At 60.7% G+C, this 20,084-nt stretch carries 26 protein-coding genes and 1 pseudogene; 7 read left to right on the top strand and 20 right to left on the bottom strand.

Annotated elements, in window-relative coordinates:
* Positions 1–263: 263 nt before the first annotated feature.
* Positions 264–1,097 carry a hypothetical protein gene (locus EV665_RS28300; protein ID WP_133036689.1) on the top strand — a complete coding sequence of 278 codons (834 nt, stop codon included), beginning with the start codon at positions 264–266 and terminating at the stop codon, positions 1,095–1,097.
* 465 nt (positions 1,098–1,562) lie between these two features.
* Positions 1,563–1,904 carry a hypothetical protein gene (locus tag EV665_RS28295; protein WP_133036688.1) on the top strand — a complete coding sequence of 114 codons (342 nt, stop codon included), beginning with the start codon at positions 1,563–1,565 and terminating at the stop codon, positions 1,902–1,904.
* Positions 1,905–1,984: 80 nt separating this feature from the next.
* Here the strand turns inward: EV665_RS28295 and EV665_RS28290 are convergent, their stop codons facing one another.
* The 9 genes from EV665_RS28290 to EV665_RS28250 all read right to left on the bottom strand — a co-directional run bounded on the left by EV665_RS28290 (position 1,985) and on the right by EV665_RS28250 (position 6,756).
* Positions 1,985–2,248 (bottom strand): sunset domain-containing protein, encoded by a 264-nt coding sequence (locus tag EV665_RS28290; RefSeq protein WP_133036687.1) that lies wholly within the window; start codon positions 2,246–2,248, stop codon positions 1,985–1,987.
* Positions 2,249–2,385: 137 nt separating this feature from the next.
* A complete protein-coding gene (locus tag EV665_RS28285; RefSeq protein WP_162853192.1) occupies positions 2,386–3,624 on the bottom strand; it encodes a Fic family protein in 1,239 nt (412 codons plus the stop codon).
* A 363-nt stretch (positions 3,625–3,987) separates the two neighbouring features.
* Positions 3,988–4,263, bottom strand: a complete 276-nt coding sequence (locus tag EV665_RS28280) for a hypothetical protein (RefSeq protein ID WP_133036685.1) — start codon at positions 4,261–4,263, stop codon at positions 3,988–3,990.
* 10 nt (positions 4,264–4,273) lie between these two features.
* Positions 4,274–4,741, bottom strand: a complete 468-nt coding sequence (locus EV665_RS28275; protein ID WP_133036684.1) for a hypothetical protein — start codon at positions 4,739–4,741, stop codon at positions 4,274–4,276.
* Positions 4,741–5,469, bottom strand: a complete 729-nt coding sequence (locus EV665_RS28270) for a hypothetical protein (protein ID WP_133036683.1) — start codon at positions 5,467–5,469, stop codon at positions 4,741–4,743. The genes EV665_RS28275 and EV665_RS28270 overlap by 1 nt, the downstream gene beginning before the upstream one ends.
* Positions 5,470–5,501: 32 nt before the next feature.
* The gene (locus EV665_RS28265; RefSeq protein ID WP_133036682.1) at positions 5,502–5,768 is read right to left on the bottom strand and encodes a hypothetical protein; all 267 of its coding nucleotides are present in this window, start codon (positions 5,766–5,768) and stop codon (positions 5,502–5,504) included.
* A complete protein-coding gene (locus EV665_RS28260; RefSeq protein WP_133036681.1) occupies positions 5,769–6,134 on the bottom strand; it encodes a hypothetical protein in 366 nt (121 codons plus the stop codon). It lies immediately after the preceding gene.
* Positions 6,131–6,478 (bottom strand): hypothetical protein, encoded by a 348-nt coding sequence (locus EV665_RS28255; protein ID WP_133036680.1) that lies wholly within the window; start codon positions 6,476–6,478, stop codon positions 6,131–6,133. The genes EV665_RS28260 and EV665_RS28255 overlap by 4 nt, the downstream gene beginning before the upstream one ends.
* Positions 6,478–6,756: a hypothetical protein gene (locus EV665_RS28250; protein ID WP_133036679.1), complete on the bottom strand. Its 279-nt coding sequence runs from the start codon at positions 6,754–6,756 to the stop codon at positions 6,478–6,480. The genes EV665_RS28255 and EV665_RS28250 overlap by 1 nt, the downstream gene beginning before the upstream one ends.
* Before the next feature lie 166 nt (positions 6,757–6,922).
* Between EV665_RS28250 and EV665_RS28245 the strand changes: the two genes are divergently transcribed.
* From EV665_RS28245 to EV665_RS28225, 5 genes are all read left to right on the top strand, one after another.
* Positions 6,923–7,165 (top strand): helix-turn-helix domain-containing protein, encoded by a 243-nt coding sequence (locus tag EV665_RS28245; RefSeq protein WP_133036678.1) that lies wholly within the window; start codon positions 6,923–6,925, stop codon positions 7,163–7,165.
* Between the two features lie 4 nt (positions 7,166–7,169).
* Positions 7,170–7,769 (top strand): hypothetical protein, encoded by a 600-nt coding sequence (locus tag EV665_RS28240; RefSeq protein ID WP_133036677.1) that lies wholly within the window; start codon positions 7,170–7,172, stop codon positions 7,767–7,769.
* 51 nt (positions 7,770–7,820) lie between these two features.
* Positions 7,821–8,210, top strand: coding sequence for a hypothetical protein (locus tag EV665_RS28235; RefSeq protein WP_133036676.1), 390 nt, complete (start codon positions 7,821–7,823; stop codon positions 8,208–8,210).
* Between the two features lie 246 nt (positions 8,211–8,456).
* On the top strand, positions 8,457–9,452 hold the full coding sequence (locus EV665_RS28230) for an SDH family Clp fold serine proteinase (RefSeq protein ID WP_133036675.1): 996 nt from the start codon (positions 8,457–8,459) through the stop codon (positions 9,450–9,452).
* Positions 9,449–9,664, top strand: coding sequence for a hypothetical protein (locus EV665_RS28225; RefSeq protein ID WP_133036674.1), 216 nt, complete (start codon positions 9,449–9,451; stop codon positions 9,662–9,664). The genes EV665_RS28230 and EV665_RS28225 overlap by 4 nt, the downstream gene beginning before the upstream one ends.
* Before the next feature lie 14 nt (positions 9,665–9,678).
* Here the strand turns inward: EV665_RS28225 and EV665_RS28220 are convergent, their stop codons facing one another.
* The 11 genes and pseudogenes from EV665_RS28220 to EV665_RS32470 all read right to left on the bottom strand — a co-directional run.
* Positions 9,679–10,134: a hypothetical protein gene (locus EV665_RS28220; protein ID WP_133036673.1), complete on the bottom strand. Its 456-nt coding sequence runs from the start codon at positions 10,132–10,134 to the stop codon at positions 9,679–9,681.
* Positions 10,131–10,556 carry a hypothetical protein gene (locus EV665_RS28215; RefSeq protein ID WP_133036672.1) on the bottom strand — a complete coding sequence of 142 codons (426 nt, stop codon included), beginning with the start codon at positions 10,554–10,556 and terminating at the stop codon, positions 10,131–10,133. The genes EV665_RS28220 and EV665_RS28215 overlap by 4 nt, the downstream gene beginning before the upstream one ends.
* Before the next feature lie 217 nt (positions 10,557–10,773).
* The gene (locus EV665_RS28210) at positions 10,774–13,140 is read right to left on the bottom strand and encodes a peptidoglycan DD-metalloendopeptidase family protein (RefSeq protein WP_133036671.1); all 2,367 of its coding nucleotides are present in this window, start codon (positions 13,138–13,140) and stop codon (positions 10,774–10,776) included.
* A gap of 6 nt (positions 13,141–13,146) precedes the next feature.
* Positions 13,147–13,368, bottom strand: a complete 222-nt coding sequence (locus EV665_RS28205) for a hypothetical protein (RefSeq protein ID WP_133036670.1) — start codon at positions 13,366–13,368, stop codon at positions 13,147–13,149.
* Entirely contained in the window at positions 13,365–13,805 is a 441-nt protein-coding gene (locus EV665_RS28200) for a DUF5681 domain-containing protein (protein ID WP_133036669.1), read from the bottom strand. Before EV665_RS28200 ends, EV665_RS28205 begins: the two co-directional genes overlap by 4 nt.
* A gap of 29 nt (positions 13,806–13,834) precedes the next feature.
* Complete coding sequence (locus tag EV665_RS28195) at positions 13,835–17,239, bottom strand: hypothetical protein (protein WP_133036668.1); 3,405 nt, start codon at positions 17,237–17,239, stop codon at positions 13,835–13,837.
* A 2-nt stretch (positions 17,240–17,241) separates the two neighbouring features.
* Positions 17,242–18,315, bottom strand: coding sequence for a hypothetical protein (locus EV665_RS28190; protein WP_133036667.1), 1,074 nt, complete (start codon positions 18,313–18,315; stop codon positions 17,242–17,244).
* Between the two features lie 126 nt (positions 18,316–18,441).
* The gene (locus tag EV665_RS28185; RefSeq protein ID WP_133036666.1) at positions 18,442–18,771 is read right to left on the bottom strand and encodes a hypothetical protein; all 330 of its coding nucleotides are present in this window, start codon (positions 18,769–18,771) and stop codon (positions 18,442–18,444) included.
* Between the two features lie 102 nt (positions 18,772–18,873).
* Entirely contained in the window at positions 18,874–19,170 is a 297-nt protein-coding gene (locus tag EV665_RS28180) for a hypothetical protein (protein ID WP_133036665.1), read from the bottom strand.
* Positions 19,171–19,174: 4 nt separating this feature from the next.
* Positions 19,175–19,345, bottom strand: coding sequence for a hypothetical protein (locus EV665_RS32475; protein WP_162853191.1), 171 nt, complete (start codon positions 19,343–19,345; stop codon positions 19,175–19,177).
* Positions 19,342–20,084, bottom strand: a pseudogene (locus tag EV665_RS32470) (hypothetical protein); the annotation flags it as partial. The pseudogene EV665_RS32470 and the gene EV665_RS32475, both read right to left, overlap by 4 nt.

Genomic DNA, 20,084 nt, shown 5'->3' with positions numbered 1-20,084 from the left:
CGCTAAGTCGAGAGGCTACGTCTAGGCGTCACCTTTATTCCAAGCAAACTCCGCAGCATCGCCACATCCGTGACCTCGCGTCGCCCAGAAGGAATGTTAGCTTCCCACTGCGGCATACGCCGCGGGTCCATGCATCGCCCTCTGTTGATTGCGTAGACGATGAGCGCCGCCCGCTAATTTGAGGCGGAGCAACTCCGTATTGCTGCCCCTCGGCGCCGACGCGACCACAATTTCCGCTACCAATTAATTGCGAGGAGATAGCGATGGCTAATCTACTGTCGATCATCCGTGAGCGAACCGGCGACGCACCAAGCCTAGGGCAAAAACGTTGGCTCGATAGCGTCGAGAAAGCGCACCGCCTAGGGCATGAAACAGCGCAGCACAAAGACGCGGGAGAAGACTCCTGCCCATATAGCAAGACCCCTCATCGGGAATGCTGGCTCCAAGCCTTCAGGCACGCGAGAGGTCGAGAGGACGCCGCCGACAACATCAATCGATTTGGCGTGCCTGTCTGTGAATGGATCGCAATGGCGGAGTCCGACCGTCAGCGTATTCGCCTCAGAGGCTGGTATCGCAGAATGAAAACGAACCCCCTACTGCTTGCCAGGCACAAGGCCCGAGAAGCAAAGGTGCGCGTGCGTATCAGGGAACGTTGGAGGGAAAATCCCGAGCCCTTTCGCGCGAAGATGCGCGAGATTTATTGGGCCGATGTCGAGACGACCAGAGCAAAAGGGCGTGAGAAGTATCGTCGAAACCGTGACAAGGAGCGCGCTCGGAAGCATCGGAGTGCGATGGCGAAAAAAGCAAAGCGAGAGATCAATCGATCGCCAGACCAGATTTTCACCTTGATCGACAAAGCGGTGCCAAGGGCGCTTCCAGGGTTCGCGAGAGACGAAATCGTTTCCTCCATGTGCCTAGCCGTTCTCGAAGGCAAACTATTCATCGAGAACATCGGCCAGGAGGCGCGAAAATATCTCACTGCCTACAATCGTGAGTTCGACAACTTCAAGACAGCCTCCCTCGATGCGCCTGTAAATGGTCATGACGGAACGACATTCCTCGATTTATTAGCAGACGAAACTGGAGGCGACCGGTAGCACCGAGTTTGCAAGCGGGCGCTCGCGCTTATTGGGGGCGCCCACCCCTATGTCATCTCCCTGACCCGCCCCCGTATCGTCCAGAGAAACCATATCGGAAAACCGAACTCGACCAAAAGGATGGCGACGAGCACGACTAGGTAATGAGGGTCAAGAAGGGCCAGCAGCAGCACAAGGGGTATAGCAGAGGCCATCCCTGCCATGAGGATCCAGAGCGCACGGCGGCCCGCGGGCGCAACCGGAACCAGGCGTCGGGGATGATGCGGGTCCGTTTCGAACTACGGCTCCAAGCCCGTTTCCAGTTGCCATTTAAAGAAATCGCTCATGTGTCTCCCCTGATGACGTCAGACTACCCGCGCCGGCCGTAAACTATCAAATCCTCGTGGGTTTATCACCGCTGACAGGCTTGCACGCGATGCCGACTTGCGAGAGCATCGTGGCGCTACTGATCGCAGGGAGGGGTGAATGCGATTTCTGATAGTGCTGGTGGGGCTGGCTGTCACGTTTCCGGCCGCGGCGCAGGAGCTGACGGCGAAACAGTACAAGGAGGTTCAGCGAAATCTCCGAAAGAAGTCGGGCCTTATCGACAGCATCATCTCGAACTGCGCCACGCAGATGCATGCGCGTGGTCGCATATCGAGCGAAATGGCGGCGAGCGTCGGCGCGGACGAGAAAGGCGCCGCGAGGATTTATTGCTCACGGCTTTTTACCGCCGTTGCGGCCGAGCGGCTCTCCCTTAAGGATTTCAACTCGCTGGAGAGAGGAAAGCCCACCGCCAACGCTGACAAGATCCTGCGCGGCGGATAGGAGCGCTGCCCCCGCCACGCGCACGAAAAGCCTACCGGCAAGGGAGAAATGAGGGCAGGTGTTGGAAGGGTGGAGGAAGGTCAGTAACCTGCTCGTCTCCAGCCAGCCGCTTGCGCATCAGCTTCCGAGCAGAACCACCGCTCCCCTTTGGTTAGGTGGATACGAGTTTCGACGTAATAGTGCTGCCCAGGGACGTGGTAGATCCGCTGGCCGCCATTGTAGGAGATATTGCCCTTGATGTTGCAGGCCGGGTCGTAAAATTCCCGCGGGATAAGCGCGTAGCCGCCGGTTGCAAGGAAGCTCGCGACTGAGGCGCCAATGACGAGGTAGGTGAAGTTGCTCATGCAGGCAGAATGACCGAGGGATGTTTCCTGCCGGTTGATGCGTTACGTAAAGTTGTAGGCGCTGGCAACGAAAAGCCCGCCGGTGAGGGCGGACTGGTGGAGCAAAATCTTGGCTGTTGCCATCCCAGCCATAAAATTCAGCTTGCTTGCGAGGCCCCGTTAATCTCGTCTCCAAGCTGCCGCTGCATAAATTTGTAAGTTTTGGGCCGGGGTAGGTGATGGAGTTTCTTAAGTGCCTCGGAACCGGACATCTCCTGAGGCCAGTCCAGATTTACAACGACAACAACATCATCTTGCTTGTTTCTGCGCTGGATTCGTAAAGCGCCTAAGTCCTTCAGGTTTATAACGTCGCGCACATAGGCTGACCATGGGTCGCCAAGGTTTATGTAGAGCGGTCGAAGCGAGTTGAATAACTGGTCTACCTCAACGGCGCCGTTGTCTAACGTGTAATTTAGAAGCGCGACCTGACGCTTGGCGATAACTCGCTTGCGAGTACTTGTCATTCGATTAAACAGGTCGTAAGCCATGTCGCGGAACAGAGCTTTTCTAATCTCAAGATTGATTTCCCGCAGGAGCCGGTCGCACTGTTTCTTAATCCCCGTGAGGGTGAACTTGAAAAAGGAAGTCAAATCATGACCGTTTTGGCCGGCGTCCGCCAAAACGGTCAAATATCCCTCTTTTTCATCATAGTAATAGTTTGATAGTGCTATAAATAGTGTGTTTCGAAGCCCAGCCTTTTGCAGGACGAAGGCTTCTAATGCTCTGGCCGTGCGCCCGTTACCGTCGCCAAAAGGATGCATTGCGCCCATGTGATAGTGGATAGCGGAGGCTTGCAGCAAAATATCGTGATCTTTGAAGGCGGTATTCGCAGCATTCATTAGTTCAGAAAATGCCGATGAACACTCTCTGCCTCCTTGCGCGCCGCGATGCCGTGGTGTGCCAAATGTCACATTGTGCTCATCAGCCCGCAATCTTCCGGGTTCGCAATGGTCGTCGTCACAGCCGGTAACAAGGCGTCGGTGGAGATCGAGGACAAAATCCTCAGAGATTGGGCGATCGATCGGCATCTCGGAGAGCCATCTATAGGTATTGACGGCCGCCCTCGCTTGACGCTGAGAGCGGGTCATCGCCTCCTCCGCAGACTCCCCAGAAATGGCGTCATCGAATTCACGTTCGGTGAATTCAGCGCCCTCAATTCGAGAGGTGCCCGCGACTTCCATCTTAAGCTGGATTTCTTGGAGTTTTTGAGCCCATGAGCGCTGATAGGGGATACTGCTCAAAGACAGCACGGAAGCCTTCGCCTCCATTAACTCGCGCGCGATGCTAGCGAAGTCGTAGGCGATCCAATTGTCTGGTTTAGTGTATTTTACTATCATGCTGAAGCTTCGCATGTATGCGAACTTTCTTCAACCAGCTTCATCAAAAAAAAGATTCAATGAAATCAACGAAATATTTGGCATTCCTGCGTTTTCATACGGCGGTCATTTTTGACCTATTTGACGCGATGTACGAGCCAGAAATTGTGAGTGCTTGGCGGGCGTACGGCAGGCTGTAATGAGAACCCGTTCCGTGCAGCAATGTTCCAAGGAAAAAAGTGGGGCGAGCAGCCCTAATGCGTCGTTCCCTTACGCCTGGCGATGTACACCTCGTTCAATTCTTTCGCCATAAATCGAGCAACGACGTCAGACTGCCCGTCTTGCGGAATGCCGTTTACCTCGGCTGTCAGCCCCGTGAAGATATCATAGACGGCCCTTCCGCCAACGGCCGACACGCAAGGGCAGGCCGAGCAGTCGGCAGCGATTGAATACGTTCGTACGCGGCTGCCCAACCTCCTTGGCGATGACGTCATAGGGGGCGCCGTCGATGTAGAGCCGGATGATTTCGGCATCGTCTTCCGGGGTGAAGACCGCGGCTTTGCTGCCCGGCTTCCTGCCTCGATAGTTCCCCTTGCGGCGCGGTGTCTCCGGGGCAGTATCGCCGCTCCGCCGTTCTGCTCCTGCATATGCGATCAGCATGCCCGCCTCCTCAACGTGGAACGAGCGTCGTGAAAACGCTGCCATCTTGGAGACGGTGATGGCGGGTACCGATGATTTCGCTGTAGGGCTCACGGCGGGCCTTGGCACGCCGCAGCATTTCCCCCGCCTTGGCAACTCCGGTCCCGTCGAACTGCATTCCCGGCTCAAAGGGATGCCACTCGTCTTCGGATCGGCAGCAATCCTGCTCATCGCCGTTCTGGTCGAGTTCATCGTCGTCGTGCGGCTCGTCAAGGATATCGCCACCGTGCTCGTCTTCGGCCTCGCATTCATCGAGCCCAGACGACTGCGCCCAAAACTCCTGGGACCGACCCTCGTGGTCATTCTCAGCGCCCAAGGTGGGCTCATCGTCGTGGCCGTCCTCGATGTCCGCGTCATCGTCCAGCAAATCGAGCAGGGCAATCATCTCCTCAATGCGGCGCTCCAGTTCGGAACGGCGGAAAGTCTCCAGCGCGGCCATCACAGCACCTCCCCTTCCTCAAGGTCGCCCCACATGGATTTTGCCAGCCAGAGGCTTGCCGAGAAGCGTTCGTCGGCGCCAAGCGCGGCATATGCGGCCGTCGCCCGTACCTTGATGCCGAGACCGGCCGGCGTGCGGGCTCGGGTCTGCGACATGTCGTAGATGACGCGGCGCAACGTTCCGTCCGCGTTGTGGTGCTCTTGGAGCGCGGTGGCCAATCCACTTGATTGCAGGGCGGCGTCTGTTGCCCCTTCGAAGTCGAAAGCAAGGCGGTACAGTCGCTCGATGCCTTTTGGCATCTTCTCGCCCTTGAAATGACGCTCAAGGGCATGGGACGATATGACAAGCATCCGCCTCCCATCGGCTCCCTTCATGTCTTCGACCTTGGGCGATGCCGGGTCACGGTAAATGTCGCCATAGCCCCACCCGTTGAAGCGGTCGAACTCGCTTCCGACAATCTCCGGCGGAATTGTCGGCGCCATCGCTCGGAAAACCGGCTGCAGTTCGGAAACCCGCTCGCTGGTGGCGAAGTAGTCGGCATGAGCTGCCTCAAACCGTGCTCCGAGGCGGAGCAGTTCGGGGTTCTCTTCGGGACCGCTTGCCGCCGCGACCGGGGCAGCAGCAAGCGCCGAGGCGGCGGCAACGCCGCCCATGCGAGACAGGAAGAAGCGACGGGAAAGGTTTGCGGGCATAGCTTCGCCGGCAACCGGAACGGATTCGTTCGGCATGGGGTTCTCCAAATTTCTGATGAGGTTGGCGCTTATGCGTCCAGGCGAGGGTCGCCGATGGTGAGCACGAAGTGGTGCTTGTCGTCGATCACGCTACGCCAAGACTGATCGGGGTGAATTTCGGCCATAGCCTCCTTGAGCGCGTCCGCGTGATATCGGGCCCGCTCTGCCGGCGTGGCGACGGCGAGGAACTGGTCAACGGAAGGAGTTTCCGGTTCTGCGGCAGCTACCGCCATGGCGGCCGGCGGAATGGATACTGCAGCAATACCGCCAAGGAAGGTGCGACGGGTCGTGGTCATCTATGCGGCCTCCTGATTGCTGGCGAGCGCCAGGGCTTCGATTTCGGTGATGATGGCGGCAGGGTTGCCGCTGAACTGGTGAGCGCGGGCCTTGATGAGAAGGCCGGCGAAGCAGGCGGGGCGCATCGGCGCGATGGCCTGCGCCAGATCCTCCAGCTTCTCGTAGAGCGAATTGACGTGGTGCACGGTGCGGCCGGTCACGGCAAAGCGGTGCTCGGACCATGCAGAGGAGCCGTAGACTAAGCCGGCGTCGGCGGCCGTGCGGTCGGCTTCGTGCTGGAGCGCGGCAAGCTGAGACTGCGCGGCGCGGTAGTCGGCCATGAGGGCGGCGAAGGTGGCGCCGAGGCGTGCGAGTGCTTCCGTCATGCGGATGCCCTTCCTGCCGTGTCCTGCCACCGAACAACATCGGCAAGAGACGACAAGAGGCCGGCCGTCACCTCGGCGTCGAGGGTGCCGTGGTTCTCGTCTGCGAGAGCGGCAAGGAAGCTGGCCTTGGTTTTCGCTTCGTACCTCCATTTCGGCACAAACGCGGCAATCGCCGCCTCCGCATCGCGAACACGCTCCCCAGCTTCGATCTGGGCCGCGAGCGCGGCGGCGTGTTCCGCCGTCTCGCGCTCGGTCGCATCTGTGCGCGTCATGGCCTCGGTGAGTTCGTCCATGCGCTGCCAATAGGTGGCGAGCAGGAGATAAATCGACGTGGGCTTTTCCATTATGCTGCCTCCAGCTTGGCAAGCTCGACGACAAGTGCGCGGCGCTCGGCACCGATGCGCATGCCGAAGGGCTTGCAGTCGAGGGTGAGGATTTCGGCCTTCAGGGCGTCGATGCGGGCGACCACGGCTGCATCCAGCTTCGCCTTGGCGACCTGGGCCTTAGCGCGCTTCCATTCCGCCTTGAGGCAATCACCGAAGCGGACGAGCGTGCCGCGCAGGTAGGGATTGCTGGCAACATAGGCCTGTGCACGGCGGTAGTGCGCCCAGGCGGCTTTCATGATTTCCGAGCGGTTGAATTTAGGCATACCTCCGGCGGCGGCCGGAACGGGGGCGTTCGGCATTGGCTATGCTCCATTGCATTTTGATCCGTTAGGGATTATTTAATCCATATGGGATCATATTGCAATACCATAGGGATCAAATTATCCGAAAGGGATCATTTTAATGGATGCTGAGCAGATGCGAGCCGCCCGCGCCTTGCTGCGCTGGTCACAGCAAGACCTTTCCGACCGATGCGGAGTGTCAGTCCCGACCATCAAGCGCTTGGAGGCTATGGAAGGGGAGCTTACCGGCCACCTCAATACGATCCGCGCTATCGAGCGGTCACTTGTTGAGGCTGGCGTTGATTTCATACCCGAGAACGGAGGCGGCGCCGGTGTCAGGCTGGCGAAGCCGAAGAGGATCTAGTCATATGGCGAAGCTTCCACCGAACCTCATTCGAGCGATGAGAAATTTGCAGCTTCGGATGGACGTCGAGGACTTGCAGAGCGCCTATCGAGCATCACTCATCGGCCTCGTACATCGCGAATCCGAAATCGAGGACATGGTGAGGGCTCAACTCGGCCTTGGGCCAGATGATCCGTGGCCCGATGGCAATGAAGAAGATCCTGAAGACCCCGTTTCCCTCCTCTATGCTCGCGCTGGCGAGCTTGACGCCCAGGCGAAGCGCGGTGCGCCAATGGTGCGGATCGCATTCCTGATTGCGCTCTTCCATGCTTGGGAGCGGCACTGCAATGCCAGGATGAAGACCGGGAAGTACCTTACCGAGAATGTAAACGTCATCCTGCGAGGAGAGGGCCACAGCGCATTTTGTGACGCGCTCGAACATCTGCAACTAGCAGCAAATTGCGCGAAGCATGGTCCCGGCCGTTCATGCAGCTCGCTGTTCGACAAGCGCCCCGACCTTTTCCCCAACGCAAAATCGGCAGAAAAAGCGAGCGAGACGACGCTGTCGGTTGATGAAGACACGCTGATGGACTTTTTCAACACCGTCCTTTCAGTTTCCCGCTGATGTCGGTGAAGCGATGAGTTGCAGATACTAGGTGTCTCGGTACGCTTATGTATGAACGAGCCTTTTGATCTCGCACTATTGCTGCCCTCAAGCTGCCTTGCGGCGCTGTACTGCATTGCGGCAACCGCGATTATCCATCGACTCGAAAAGAACGACCTCGCGAACGGCGAGACAAGCTGGCGGAAACTCCTCGTAGCGGGAGCTTTCATCGTGCCAGTCGGTGCCGGCGCAATGAACCATGTGTGGCTGACAGCGTGGTCCCCAGCCCTTGGGGCTATCATCGCGATAATCATGGGCATCGTGTTTGCTGCTGGCGCGGTCTACTCTTTGCACGCGGTCCTTGCCCGGAAAAACTCCGCCAGCTTCGCAGAGCGCACATATATGGGCTGCATGGCTATCGGCATTCCGACATGCGCAATCGCCTTCCTCATCATGAGATAGCAAGCTCGACGTTTGGCGTCGGGGTTTTCGGCCCGCGGCAAGGATGCGACGGACGACTTGTCCACTGCATCCGCCTCGCGCGCGTGCGCGTATCTCTCCCAAATATCCCCTCCATTCATCTCACGCATATCATTGCGTATCACGGCGACACGCTGCAACGCGCTAAATTTGATTGCGGACGATGCGTGACACTGATTGACAACCTGCGCGCAGTGTGGAATGCGCAATGCAACGTGGGGGCCATAAATGGGATTTGCAGAGCGGAAGCCGCTTTACGAAGCGATCGAACACGAACGAAATACGAAGATCATCTCGTACGTGACGGGCGACAGGGCGAACGCCGAAACCCAGATCGGTCCGGATTGTATTGATATCTTCGTCGACGCTCTGGACGCCATAGGACCCACAAAGAAGATTTCACTGCTTCTGCATACCAATGGCGGGAACACGGCGGCGGCCTGGCGCCTGGTCAACCTCATCAAGACATTCTGCGACGAGTTCGAGGTCCTCATACCCTACAAGGCGATGAGCGCCGGCACTCTTATTTCGCTTGGCGCGCAGAGCATCGTGATGACAAAGCAGGCCGCACTCGGCCCAATCGACCCGAGCCTGATCCATCCCCTGGGCCCTCAAGTCCCGAACGGTAATCAACTGGCCCGCGTTCCGGTATCAGTTGAGGCCGTACGAGGGTTCTTGGACGCCGCGAAGGTTGACCTCGAAATCAAGGACGATGGCCTTCTAGCGAGGATCTTGAACGACCTCTCAAACAAGGTTCATCCTCTGGTGCTCGGGGAAATTTTCCGGTCTCGCGCCCAAATTCGCTTCCTGGCGGAGAAACTTCTTAACGAACACGTGCAAGATTCGGAAAAGGTTCGCGCGATAGTGGACTTCCTATGCGCGGACTCCGGGAGCCACGATTACACCATCAATAGGCGGGAAGCGGCCGCGCTAAGCTTGCCCGTCGAAAAGCCAAGCGCGGACTTCTACGGACAGCTCAAAGCGATCCACAAGGACTACAGTAGCGAGATGGAATTGGCCGTCCCATTCAACCCGATGACCATGGTAGCGCCGAATTCGGCTGCTAACTATCGAATGGTGCGTGGACTGGTGGAGAGCGTGAATAACGGATCGTTTGGCTTCGTATCTGAAGGAACAATGGTCCGCAGCACCGTAGGCACACCCCAAGGCCCGCAGGAACAATTGGAAGATCGACGCGTATTTGAAGGATGGAGGGCGCTATGAACACGTTCTATGAGAATACGGACGCTACCAATATTTATCACGAAACCTCCGGCCTTACCGCTATCCGAATGGATCGAACGAGTGACACCGGCAGCTTGCTTGACGTCATGAGAGACGCTGTTCTCATTCTGGGGCCACCTTGTCATGAAGCTTCGCAGGAGAAGATTCCGGACAACCCGCGCGGTACGATTGACGCTTATAGCCGCGGCTAACCGTCGCAGCGCCGTTAATTCAAGCGGCTGGGCGGGCTATGCTCATTCGGGCCTTCCAGAAGCTTCCCGATGAAATCCGTTCCCTTGCTGAGGTAGATCACGCCCTGGGCTAGAACCTCGACGCTCGGGGCTTCGCCGTTGACGACATCCGCAAGGGCGGAATGCCAAAGACGCCGCGCCAGTGCAATGTAGGCGTAGGCATCGACTGGGCTCCGGCAATCCTTCCCGTCGAGAATATTGAAGAATGCCTTGATCCTCTCGGCGGTCTCCTCGTCCCTGTGCTCGTCGTCGGCAGCGAGGAATATCCGCTCGATAACGGCAGCGGCGGAGAGGTGGTTTGCTTCAGTCTGTGCCGACATGGCGGTGCCTTTCGTTCGATGCGGAAGCGGGGCGATTGATTTCCTTTGATTGTTTTCAAAGCTGACCCGCTCGCGCGTATGATGTGGAATAAATCGGTGATCGACCTTCACCGCCCGATTGATGTTGCTCCGCTGAGGAGGAGCGCGCGCGCCACCTGCTCCACGCCCGGCGAGAACCGCGGCCCGGCCTGACGATCGATAAGGGCCTGAACGACGGCCTGCCGGTTGCTGGCGAGGATATCGGCAAGGTCAGCGTTCTTCACCGCCCTGCGCGTCTCGGCCGCTTTCCCGAACACCTTGTCGATGCCTTTCAGGGCCGCGCCACGAATACCGCCGAGCGTGCCGCCCGACTGCCAAGCCTCTCGGATCCCGAATGACGGATCGCCGCCGCCGCCAAGCTCTCGCATGCTTTCCGTTCGTCCAGCGGTGAAGCTGTTGCCGGTGGCGAATTCTCGGGTCTGCGCATATTTCAGTTCGCCGTCCAGAACCCGGAAAAGCTGATCGGCCTTATCCTCCCCGAACATGGTGGCCAACCCTCGTTTGCCTCCGATCAAGCCGAGAATGCTTGGTAGGTCGCTAGCGCAAAAACAGTCAATACGAGGAATACGGCGTGTCCGATCTAGTAGACCTTATGCGCATGGGAACCGCCTGAATCCACTTGCTCGTTTCAGCCCTGAATTGATCCGCAGCACCCTCAAATTCCAGCACATAGACCGAGTGAATCCACATAGGCAGGTGGCGGCCTCACGATCAGTAAAGTCCTACACTGTCGCGGGCGCGATCTGCCTGGGAGCGGCTTCCGTCGCCCTGATTTCCGCCGAAAAGGCTGCTGAGGAGGCCGCCGGTCCCGCCGCCGCCGCCGACCGTCTGGCCGTCGCGGAACAGGGTCTCAACGCCGTTTCGGTCGATGCGGGAGACGAGGCCGCCGCCAAGCGACGTGATGCGGGAGCCATCGGTCGCAAAGGCCGTGGTGCCCTTCGGGCCGCCCCACGCGCCATAGGCCGCCTGTGCGCCGCTGCCGATGTTGTTCAGCGTGCCAACGCCAGCCCATGCGCCTTGACCACCACGGCCGCCGAGGAGACCACCGAGACGCCCCCCAAGCAGTCCCTGCTGCTGGTTGTTTGCGCCAAAAGCCTCACGCGCGAGCGCGCCGCCGATCAGAGCGCCGACCGGACCGCCGAGCGCCCCTCCGGCCACGCCGCCGAGCAAGGTCGCACCGAAATTTCGAGCTTTCGCCCCGAGCCGAGACGGGATGCCCGTGGTCTGTTGCTGCGTCGTGGTCTTCGGCGTGGCTTCAATGCCGGCACTCACCGGCCCCTCAACGACACCCACCCGCGCGCCCGGCTGGGACAGGAGATCCACATCAACCGTCTTCACGCGGTTGGGCTTCATGCCGAGCTTTTCAGCATTCAGCAGGCCGGGATTACTCAGGAGGCCGACGTTTTCGTTCAATGACAAAGGCGCGGACAGATCACGGATATTCGGGTTCATATCGGTGACGGACACGGATTTCGTCATCGTCGGCGCGAGGCTCGTAAGGCGCTCGGTGGCTGCTACGTTCCGCGGATAGTCTACCGGATCTACAAGCCCGGCCGTCATTGCCTCGCCACCCATGGTGTCGATCTGACCGGGCGTCGATACCGTCGCCTGGGTGGGGTTCATGCGCTGTGCCAGAAGGCCCATGGCATTGTTGCGGCGTTCCGCAAAGACGGACTGCTGATCCGGCGTCAGGCTGAGGCTGCCCCGCATCCGCGCTTCCATCGCCTGGCGGGACCGGTTCGCCTCGTCCTGTAGCGCCGCCATCTCGGCTTCGGAGGCACGCTGTACGCCCGTGTCGCCGAGCATGGCGTCCCGCAGGCCATCCCGTCCCATCGCGATATCGGCGTTTCCCATCATCCGACCAGCCGCGCCGAGATCCGCACCGACCCCGGACAGGTTAAGGCTCGAGGTCTGACGCATCGTGTCGGCAAGCAAGCCATAGCCGGTGAGCTGCTGCTCGGGCGTTGTGCCAAGGCTGGGGAGCGATTGACGCTCAACAGCCATCGGCACCGCGCTCTCCCATGGGCTGGGGCGGTCTTCCGGCGTCGGGACACGGGCCTCGGAATTGAAGTCGACGACGGTTCGCGGGTCCACGGGGTTACCCTGCCGATCGAGGGTTTCGAAATGGAGGTGCGGGCCACGGGAGCGGCCGGTGTTTCCTAGAAGACCGATGGGCGTTCCTCGTGCAATCTGATCACCGATTGCAACATTACCCACCTCCTGCAAATGGCCGTAGCGGGTTCGGGTCCCGTCTTGGTGCTCGACTTCGACCATGTTGCCGTAGCCTCGCGCAGGGCCGGCGAAACTGACTACGCCGCCGCTGGCGGCCTCGACTGGATAACCTGAAGCGTTCGGCTGAAGGGACATATCAATCCCTTCATGGTACGACGATCCAAACCCCAACGGCGTCCTGGGACCGACGCGCCGACCAAAACTACTGGTGATCCGATCCCCAAGCGCCCCGAATGGAGAGCCATAGCCTTCACGAGTGACGCCAAGCAGCCCCGAGGCCTCGCCGACATTGGAGCCGAGCCAAGAGGAGAGCAGGCCTTGGCCGCGTGCAAGCCCCTGCTGAGGGTTTGCGGAATACCCTCCGAAAAGGGCATCAAATGCGGATGGCTCGGCGGTGGTGCGCTCTTCCGGTGCGTAGCTGGCAAGCACAGCCCCGCTCGCGTCAGGCTGTACAAAGCCTTGCGCCGTGCGGATGGACCGCCTTTCCGGGTCGTTGAAAAACTGGTGGCCGGCTGTCTCCGTCTCGGGCTGAAGCCCATCGGGGAGCCGATGGGCTGCTTTCGGCGTGGCGTAGAACGTAGCGTCATGCACCGGCCCGTTCTTCTGCACCTCCTTAAGCGCCCGCTCGGCCAAAGCTCGATACTTCTCCACCCCAGGCGGGAAAGCTTTCCCATAAGCATTGAACTCGCTCGGAACGCTGATGATATCCTCAAGGGGCTTACCGAGTTGAACAGCGCGGTTGAGCATCACGGAGGCAATCGCCTTCATGTCCTCCAGCCGCTCCGCTGGAGTGCTGCCGCCGGCTTCGGCAAGGATGGTGTCAATGACGGTGCTGACCTTGGCCATGATGGCTTACTCCGTTTCTGCCGCCACGGAGGAAGGAACCACCAGGCGAATGATGAGGATATCGTTGCCGGCGGGGCTCGTATCGATACCCATTGCCTCAGCTTCCCTATAGGCGGCCTCTTCCTCGCCCTGGTTGGTGACGAGCCGGACAACGCGGGGATATGGCCGGTCTCTCGACGCGGCGGTTGCCTCCAGCTTTTCGAGGCGGTTCAGAAGATTGGCGCTCATTTCTTCGTCATCCTTTCTTCAAGTGCAGCGACACGAGCGGAAAGCTCGCTCGTCTCGATAGCCTTCCGATGCGCCTCCAGAAGCGTGACGACGGTGGCGCCTTCATCCGGTGAGATTTCACCCTCTGCGACCTGGCGCGTGACGGCGGCCACGGCGTCAGGCAGATCCTCGGCGGTTTTGACCTCAGGAAGATCGAATGTCAGACGAGCGCCTTTCCGTGCCGGCCACACACGGTCAAGGATAGTCCGCGCCGCGGTTGCATCGCCACCTTTTGCCTTCTCGACCATGGCCACCACGATTGCCTCCGCTTCGCCTTCGCCGAGGGCATCAAGCGCCACCAGCGCCTTTGAACGGGAACCGGCGCGGCGCCCGCCTGGATTGCCTGATCGTCCGCGCTTGAACCGAGTATCCTTCGACTGTTCTTTTTCCGTCGTCATGCCCTGTTAATTCCCTGTTTTGGCAGACTTCAACGGACGCCAATCGGCACCGTGATTTCCAGCGGCATCTTGTCGGTGTCACCGTTGCCCTGCCCTCTCCATCGAGAGGCGGGAGTGTTCGGGGTTTGCCCGAGCGTGCCTTCAAGGATGTAGCGGATTGCCGCCGCCTTATCGGCCTCGGAGAGGTTCATGCGCTCCAAGCCGATGAGGTCTTTCATGAGCCTGCCGGTAGCCCCGGAGCGATCCGAGCGTAGGGCATCCATGACGCCGCTGATTTCATCGTCACCCATTTCGCCGAAGGTGCTGAGGCGCTGCGCAATCCACTGGTGCGTTTGATTGCCGCCGCCGAGCCGGGCCGCTTTCTTCTGGCGCTCGCCACCGTCCTGAACGGTTCCCGCCGTGGCAACGGGCACGCGACGATAAAGCTCCGTCAGCCGATCAAGCGCGCCGCTTTCGACGTTCTTCGGCATCTGCTGCAACAGGAGCTTGGCGCGCGCCGGGTTCAGAAGGGCGTCGGCGAGAATGTCGTCGACGCTCTGGAAACCGGCCTCGCGAAGGGCTGACGCCATCTTTCCACCCACCGCGGACACGATGCTGCCGCCCGTCGCATACGCCCCCAGGATCCGAGAAAGAACCGAGCCGGCCGCATCGCTCTTGGCAGCGGCGTAGATATCCTGGGCGGTGTTGCTGCTGCCGGGAATGCGTACTGCAGAAATCGAGCGGTTCGACCGGCGAATGTCGGCGGCAATGTTCTGGATGGTCCGGATTTCATCATCGGTGAAGCCGGCGGATCGCAGCGCACCCACCTTTTCCTTCACGAACGTCTGGAAGGCCTCGCCCCTGATGAGGGATTGGCCGCTCGTACCGGCCTCAGCATTGCCAACGAATTTCCCGAGAATGTGGTCCACCACTGCACGGCGGAGCCCGGCCCGCGCCTCCGGGTCGCCCCGCGTGGCAAGGTTCAGCTTCATCATCTCCGAACCAGCATCCTGCCGGGCAAAGACGTTGCCGATCTGCCTGACGACGGCTTCACCGCTGTCTGCGTTCATCACCTTGCCCAGGCGGCTGCGCTGCGCCGCGTCCGTCATGAGGCGCTGGCGACGGGCGGCGGCGGCAATCTCCGCGTTCGAGGCCTTCGTGGCATCCTTGCCAATTCGAGCGGCCGCCTCCGTCCGATCGGCAAGACCGCGCGCGGACATGGCAAGCTGGTCAACCTGCTGGCGGAGGGCGGGAAGCTTGGCGAGAGCATCGGCATGCGAGCGACGCCAGGTGTCCAGCTTGGACAGGTTCACGGAACCATCGGCATTGAACGCGACTTGTCTCAGCCTCGAAACGGCATACTGCTGGATTTGCCGGTCGGCGACTTCCTGCCCGACTGCCCGGCGATACTGGTCAATGGCACGCGCGCTTTCCGGTCGGCCATAGAACACCTTCGCCGGGACGGTTTCCGCCGCCATATCGTAGGGGGCGGTATAGGCCGGCCGGCGGCGCATCGGGCCGAGCGTCTTGTTGTCGAAGGTCTCGGCACGCTCACGGGTGGCGGCACGGGCGGCGTCTAGTCGGTCTCGGGCGCCGGGGTCGAAGTTGGGGAGGAGGCCTGTTTCCTGTACGCCCGGATTGCCCGAAGCGTCGTTATGTCCGCTCCGCGCTTGGCTTCCACCTCCAGATGCTGGAGAAATAAAGGCCTGTCGGCCGGCTCCAACGGTTCCAGTGCTTTCGAAAGCTCCCTCACCAGCTCCGCGTCCGCGATTTTCGAGCCATCGATTTCGAGATTGTTCGACAAGGGAGCCCCAACGCGCGGCGAGCGTGTCAGCCTCAGCCATTTGCCCGTTGGCAACCGCCTGCGCTTCCTGTTGGATCCTGCCCGCGACTGCCATTTCAATATCAGCATCGGTCGCCTTGCTCAACATGGACAGGCGGCCCCATGCTGTGCTCTCGCCGTTATTCATCTTCTCGGCCCGCATCTCGGTCTTGATGCGGCTCTGGAGCGCGGTCAGTTCGGAAAACGGGATCGTGTCGCCATACTGATCCACCACGTCGAAGATAGCCGCCTCCTCGCCGCTCGGCGGCTTGGCGGATCGGGGAAGTTCGGCGATCAGTTTGCCGGCCTGCTGCCGCGTGTTCTGCGCAGGAAGGGCGAGGGAGCCATCGGGGTCTACAGCCTCCCACAACGAGCGTTCTGCGGCCTTGGCGGCGGCGCGGGCCTCCTCAAGGGAAGAGCGCATCGCGTCACCGCTGGCACGCGCACCGACGCCTTCGCCCATGCGCTGAGAGAGGATACCGAGACCACCAGCCGCGTCTTCAACCGGTCGGCGGGCGTTCGCAGCGGCTTCATCGGCCTTCGCCGTTGCCCTGGTCACCACATCGTCATAGACGGCCTGCGCCCGCTCGCTGACAGCCTGGACAATCTGGCGCGCGGCATCAGCCACCTTCTCGGGAGAGCCGTCGCGCTGCACGCCCTCCAAGGCGGCAAGCCGGGCCGAATTCTGATCAACGCGCCGCTGCTGGAAGGCCTCTGGCCGTTTCGTCTGGATGCCGCGCTCCAGGCCGCCAATGCCCATATCGCCCGTTGCCTGGAAGGTGGTGGGCTGGGAACCTGCCACCAGATCGGCGGCGGGCTCCTCCAGGGAGCGGCGGAAAGCGGTAAGGTCGGTGGCGCTATCGGCGAGCTGGCGTGCTGCAAGGCGCTCCCTGCCGGCTTGGTAGAGGGGAGCCGCAGCGTCTCGGGTCATGCGATAGCCGCTCTGGAGCATGGCAGGAACACCGGCCGCAACCGCACCAACGCCGCCGCCTGCCATACCGCCGCCGATGCCCGCCAAAGCGTCGTATTCGTCCGGGGTGGCTTCCATGGCAACGGTAGCGCCAGCACCGGACGCACCACCGACAATGGCGTCACCGACCATCCGCCCGACGCTGTTGCTGGGACCGAACATCCGCGTGGCCGTATCGAGGGCGCGGCCGGTCAATGCGCCCGTGCGAGCGGCACCCCCGACGATGCCGGCGGGCGTGACGGTATAGCCGACGCCTTCGCCGACGCCGCGGGCAACGCGCTCTTCGGGGGTGAGTGCCTGAATGTCCTTCGGTTCGGGAACACCCACCGCGCCGAACATGCTGGAAATGGACTCACTGCCCCCGAAACTGTCGGTCGGGATGGTGCTCATTTCCGAGCCGGTGACGTAGTTCGCGCCCTCGATGCCCTTGTTGATCAGCCAGCGGGAGAAATCGACCGGAGCGCCGAGGGTGTTATAGATGCCCTGGTTGAGGCCAGCCGTCGCGTTTAACGCCAGCCCATCGCCTTCCGGTGACGGATCCTGCGCGACCGACTGCTCCCGGCGCATGCGGCCGACCTCGCGGGCAAGCTCGGTTGCCGCCTCCGTATCGCCGGCAGCGTCAGCATTGATGAGGGCCGTTTCAAGCTGTTGAAGCGTGGCCATGCTCAGCCCCCGTATTTCTTCACGAGTTCGTCAATGCGGCCCGAACCCTGCTGAGGCGATTGGAAGCCACCACGGCCCTTACCAGCTTCCGAAGCGGTGGCCTGTAGCTCTGCGGTGAGGCGGTCCAGCTTTTGAACGGCTGTTTCGGCCGTGTCCATGGTGCCCGGCAGATACCGGCGGGCGTAGGCTTCTGCCTCGGTTTGGTTCATGCCGGCACCCGTCAGAAGGCGCATCAGAACATCGACGCCGGACTCCAGTTCCTGATAAACTTGGCCCTTGTCACCGATACCGTTCCGGGCCATACGCTGGTCCCAAGGGCCTGTGACATCGCCCTGAGCGAGCCGCTGGCGAAGCGCTGGGGCTCGCTCCAGAAATGATTTGGCCATGCCGATCCGGGCGGCGAGCTCCCCGGGGGTTTCCTCCCCCGGTCCACCGGGGATGGGTTCAAGCGCGGACTGCGTGTCATCGGTCCAACGGTAACCTGAAGGAGCCTTACCGCCCTGGCCCCCGTTGGCACCGCCGCTCTTCTTCAACTGAACATAATCGGTGAAGCCGCCTTCAAAACCATTCTCCTTCGCGAACTGGTATTCCTGCGCTAGGGCGGGCTGGGTCTTTTCTTTCGGCGCCGTACCGAGGGGCGTCCACGTCCCTGCATTATCATCTGCCCATCCAAACGTGCCATCGGGCAAGGTCTGGAATTTCCGGCTGGGGCGCTGAGCTTTCTTCGCCTCCTGCGCTTCCTTGTAATGCAGGCTGAAGGCGTCGGAAGGTGTCAGGACGCCGGCCTCGACCGCCCGAACGAGTTGCGGGCTGTCCTTGCCGAGAATTTCCAAGGTGAGGTTCCGCTGGCGCTGATCCTTGCGGACCTGGGCGAAATTCGTGAGCGCGCCGCCGATCTGATCCTGCGGCGTCTTGCCCGTAAGCAGGCCTGTGCCGATTGCCATCAGGACATCGGGGTTGAGGCCGCTGAGAAAACCGCCGGCCTGCGCGCGCTGAGGTGCGGCGGCTGGCGTTTGCGTGCCCCCGGCATTGCCGGCGCCCATGCCGCGGAAGAGATCCAGAAAAGTGCCTGCCATGGCGGAAATCCTTGGTTCGAATTTCGAAAAATATACAGCGTTTTCAGTTCCTTATCAACGTGGACACCGTTGGACATAGTTGCCCACCGTTGGACATAGTTGGACATTGGGGCAAACTTTTTTTGGTCAATCGAGGTCGGCGAGCACTCGATAGAACGTCACAAGGCGGTGAGCGCGGTCGCCAGCCTTCAGCCGCTCCAATGCCGGCCAGTCGCCATGGATCACCATGTCGAGCGCAATCCGGGAGACCTGAACCGGGGAATTCTTGCGCACCTGTCGAGAAATGCCGAATTCGTCGCACCATCTCCGAATGGTCTTGGTGGTCTTGCCAGCGTGGATAGCGGCCTCGGCAATCGTCATCACCTCGTCGGGGAGGATGTGGAGCCTGACCGTCGAAGCATCAACGAGCGCGATAACGTTGCCCTCCTCGGGCTCGATCCGATTGGCGGCGTTCATCGGTACAGCCTCCAGACGGTGAGGCCATAGGCCGGAACGATGCAGACAGCGAAGACGGTGAGGCAGGTTTGCAGGTAGTCACCAAAAGACATGACCGCCCCCTCAGATCTGCGCTCGGCGGGCGGCTGGGAGCGTGCAGTCGGCCAGAGGGACACCGAAGCTCTCGGCAAGGCCAATAGCGCTTTCCCGGATCTCAGCCAGCGGCGTGCTGAGAGCGATGCCCACGGCCGTCCGGTTGTCATTGGCGGAAACCAACTCCAGAACGATGCACGGCATATCGCTGATGGTGGTGACGAGCATGAGGTCATTCTTGCTGTCCTCGCGGAAATAGCCGCCAATCGTGGCGCTTACGATTTCGAGCCGCACCCACGGGGCGACGGTTTCAATCTCTTCGTTCATCGTTCTAGCCTCCTGGCTGGGGCGTGATGTTTCTTGCGAGGGCGATGGCCTGGCAGGCTTGGAGCCCGGTCAGGCCGAAGCGCTCCTTTAGGGCGGGGATGACATGCGGGATCGGCTCGGGCTGTGCGGCCAGCCAGAGAGCGGCAGCGCGCATCGGATCGTCAGGCGCCGTCATGCCGCCACCTCGAATTCGGTCCATCCATCACCGTCTCCCGGCTCCAGAAGGCTGGCAGGGACCAAGCAGCCGTCATTGCCGGGGCGCGGTCCCCAGTCTTGCACCGACCATTTCCGAAGGTTGCGGCCCTGGCGAAGCCGCTTCAACCACTTCTCGTCATCGACAGGGACATGCGGGGGGTGCTGGTTGTCGCCGTTCTCCCAGCTTTCGGCATTGAGCCAACGAGCGGCATGGCGGATGAACCGTTTGTCCGCCTTGGATGTCTCACGGCTGTACGCTTCGAGAGCCTTCATGATGGCTTCGAGGGAAACCTTCTTCCGGGCTTTGAGAAAGGCACTGAGCGCGTCCTTGCGATCTACCTTGCGGGGATAGGCTGGCCAGAACGTATTCGTAAATTCCTGCTCGACAGTATCGCCGTGAGGCGGCTCGGAAGCCCGCAAATCCATTTTGCGGGAATATATATTCCTTTCCTTTCCCTTCCTTTCCGCTTTCCCCGCGTGCCCGTCGCGTGAGGCACGCGTGGCGCACGCGTCAGATACGGCAATAAATTCCGAAGGTTCGGGCAAAACGCTGGCCGTTTCGCGGTTGTTTATCACCTGATGGCGATGCCACGATGGGATGAACCCAAATTCACGCCCGTCCGACGTGAGAGCGGCGGTGCAAAAGTCGGCCACGGTAGCGGCGGCATAATGCTGCTGCGGGCGGAGTAAAATCCGGCCACCTATTTCCTTTCTGCAAC

The organism is Shinella granuli (genome assembly GCF_004341885.1).
GTDB lineage: Bacteria > Pseudomonadota > Alphaproteobacteria > Rhizobiales > Rhizobiaceae > Shinella > Shinella granuli.
The sequence above is the reverse complement of the archived record's forward strand: the minus strand, read 5'-3'. Positions and strand labels throughout refer to the sequence as shown.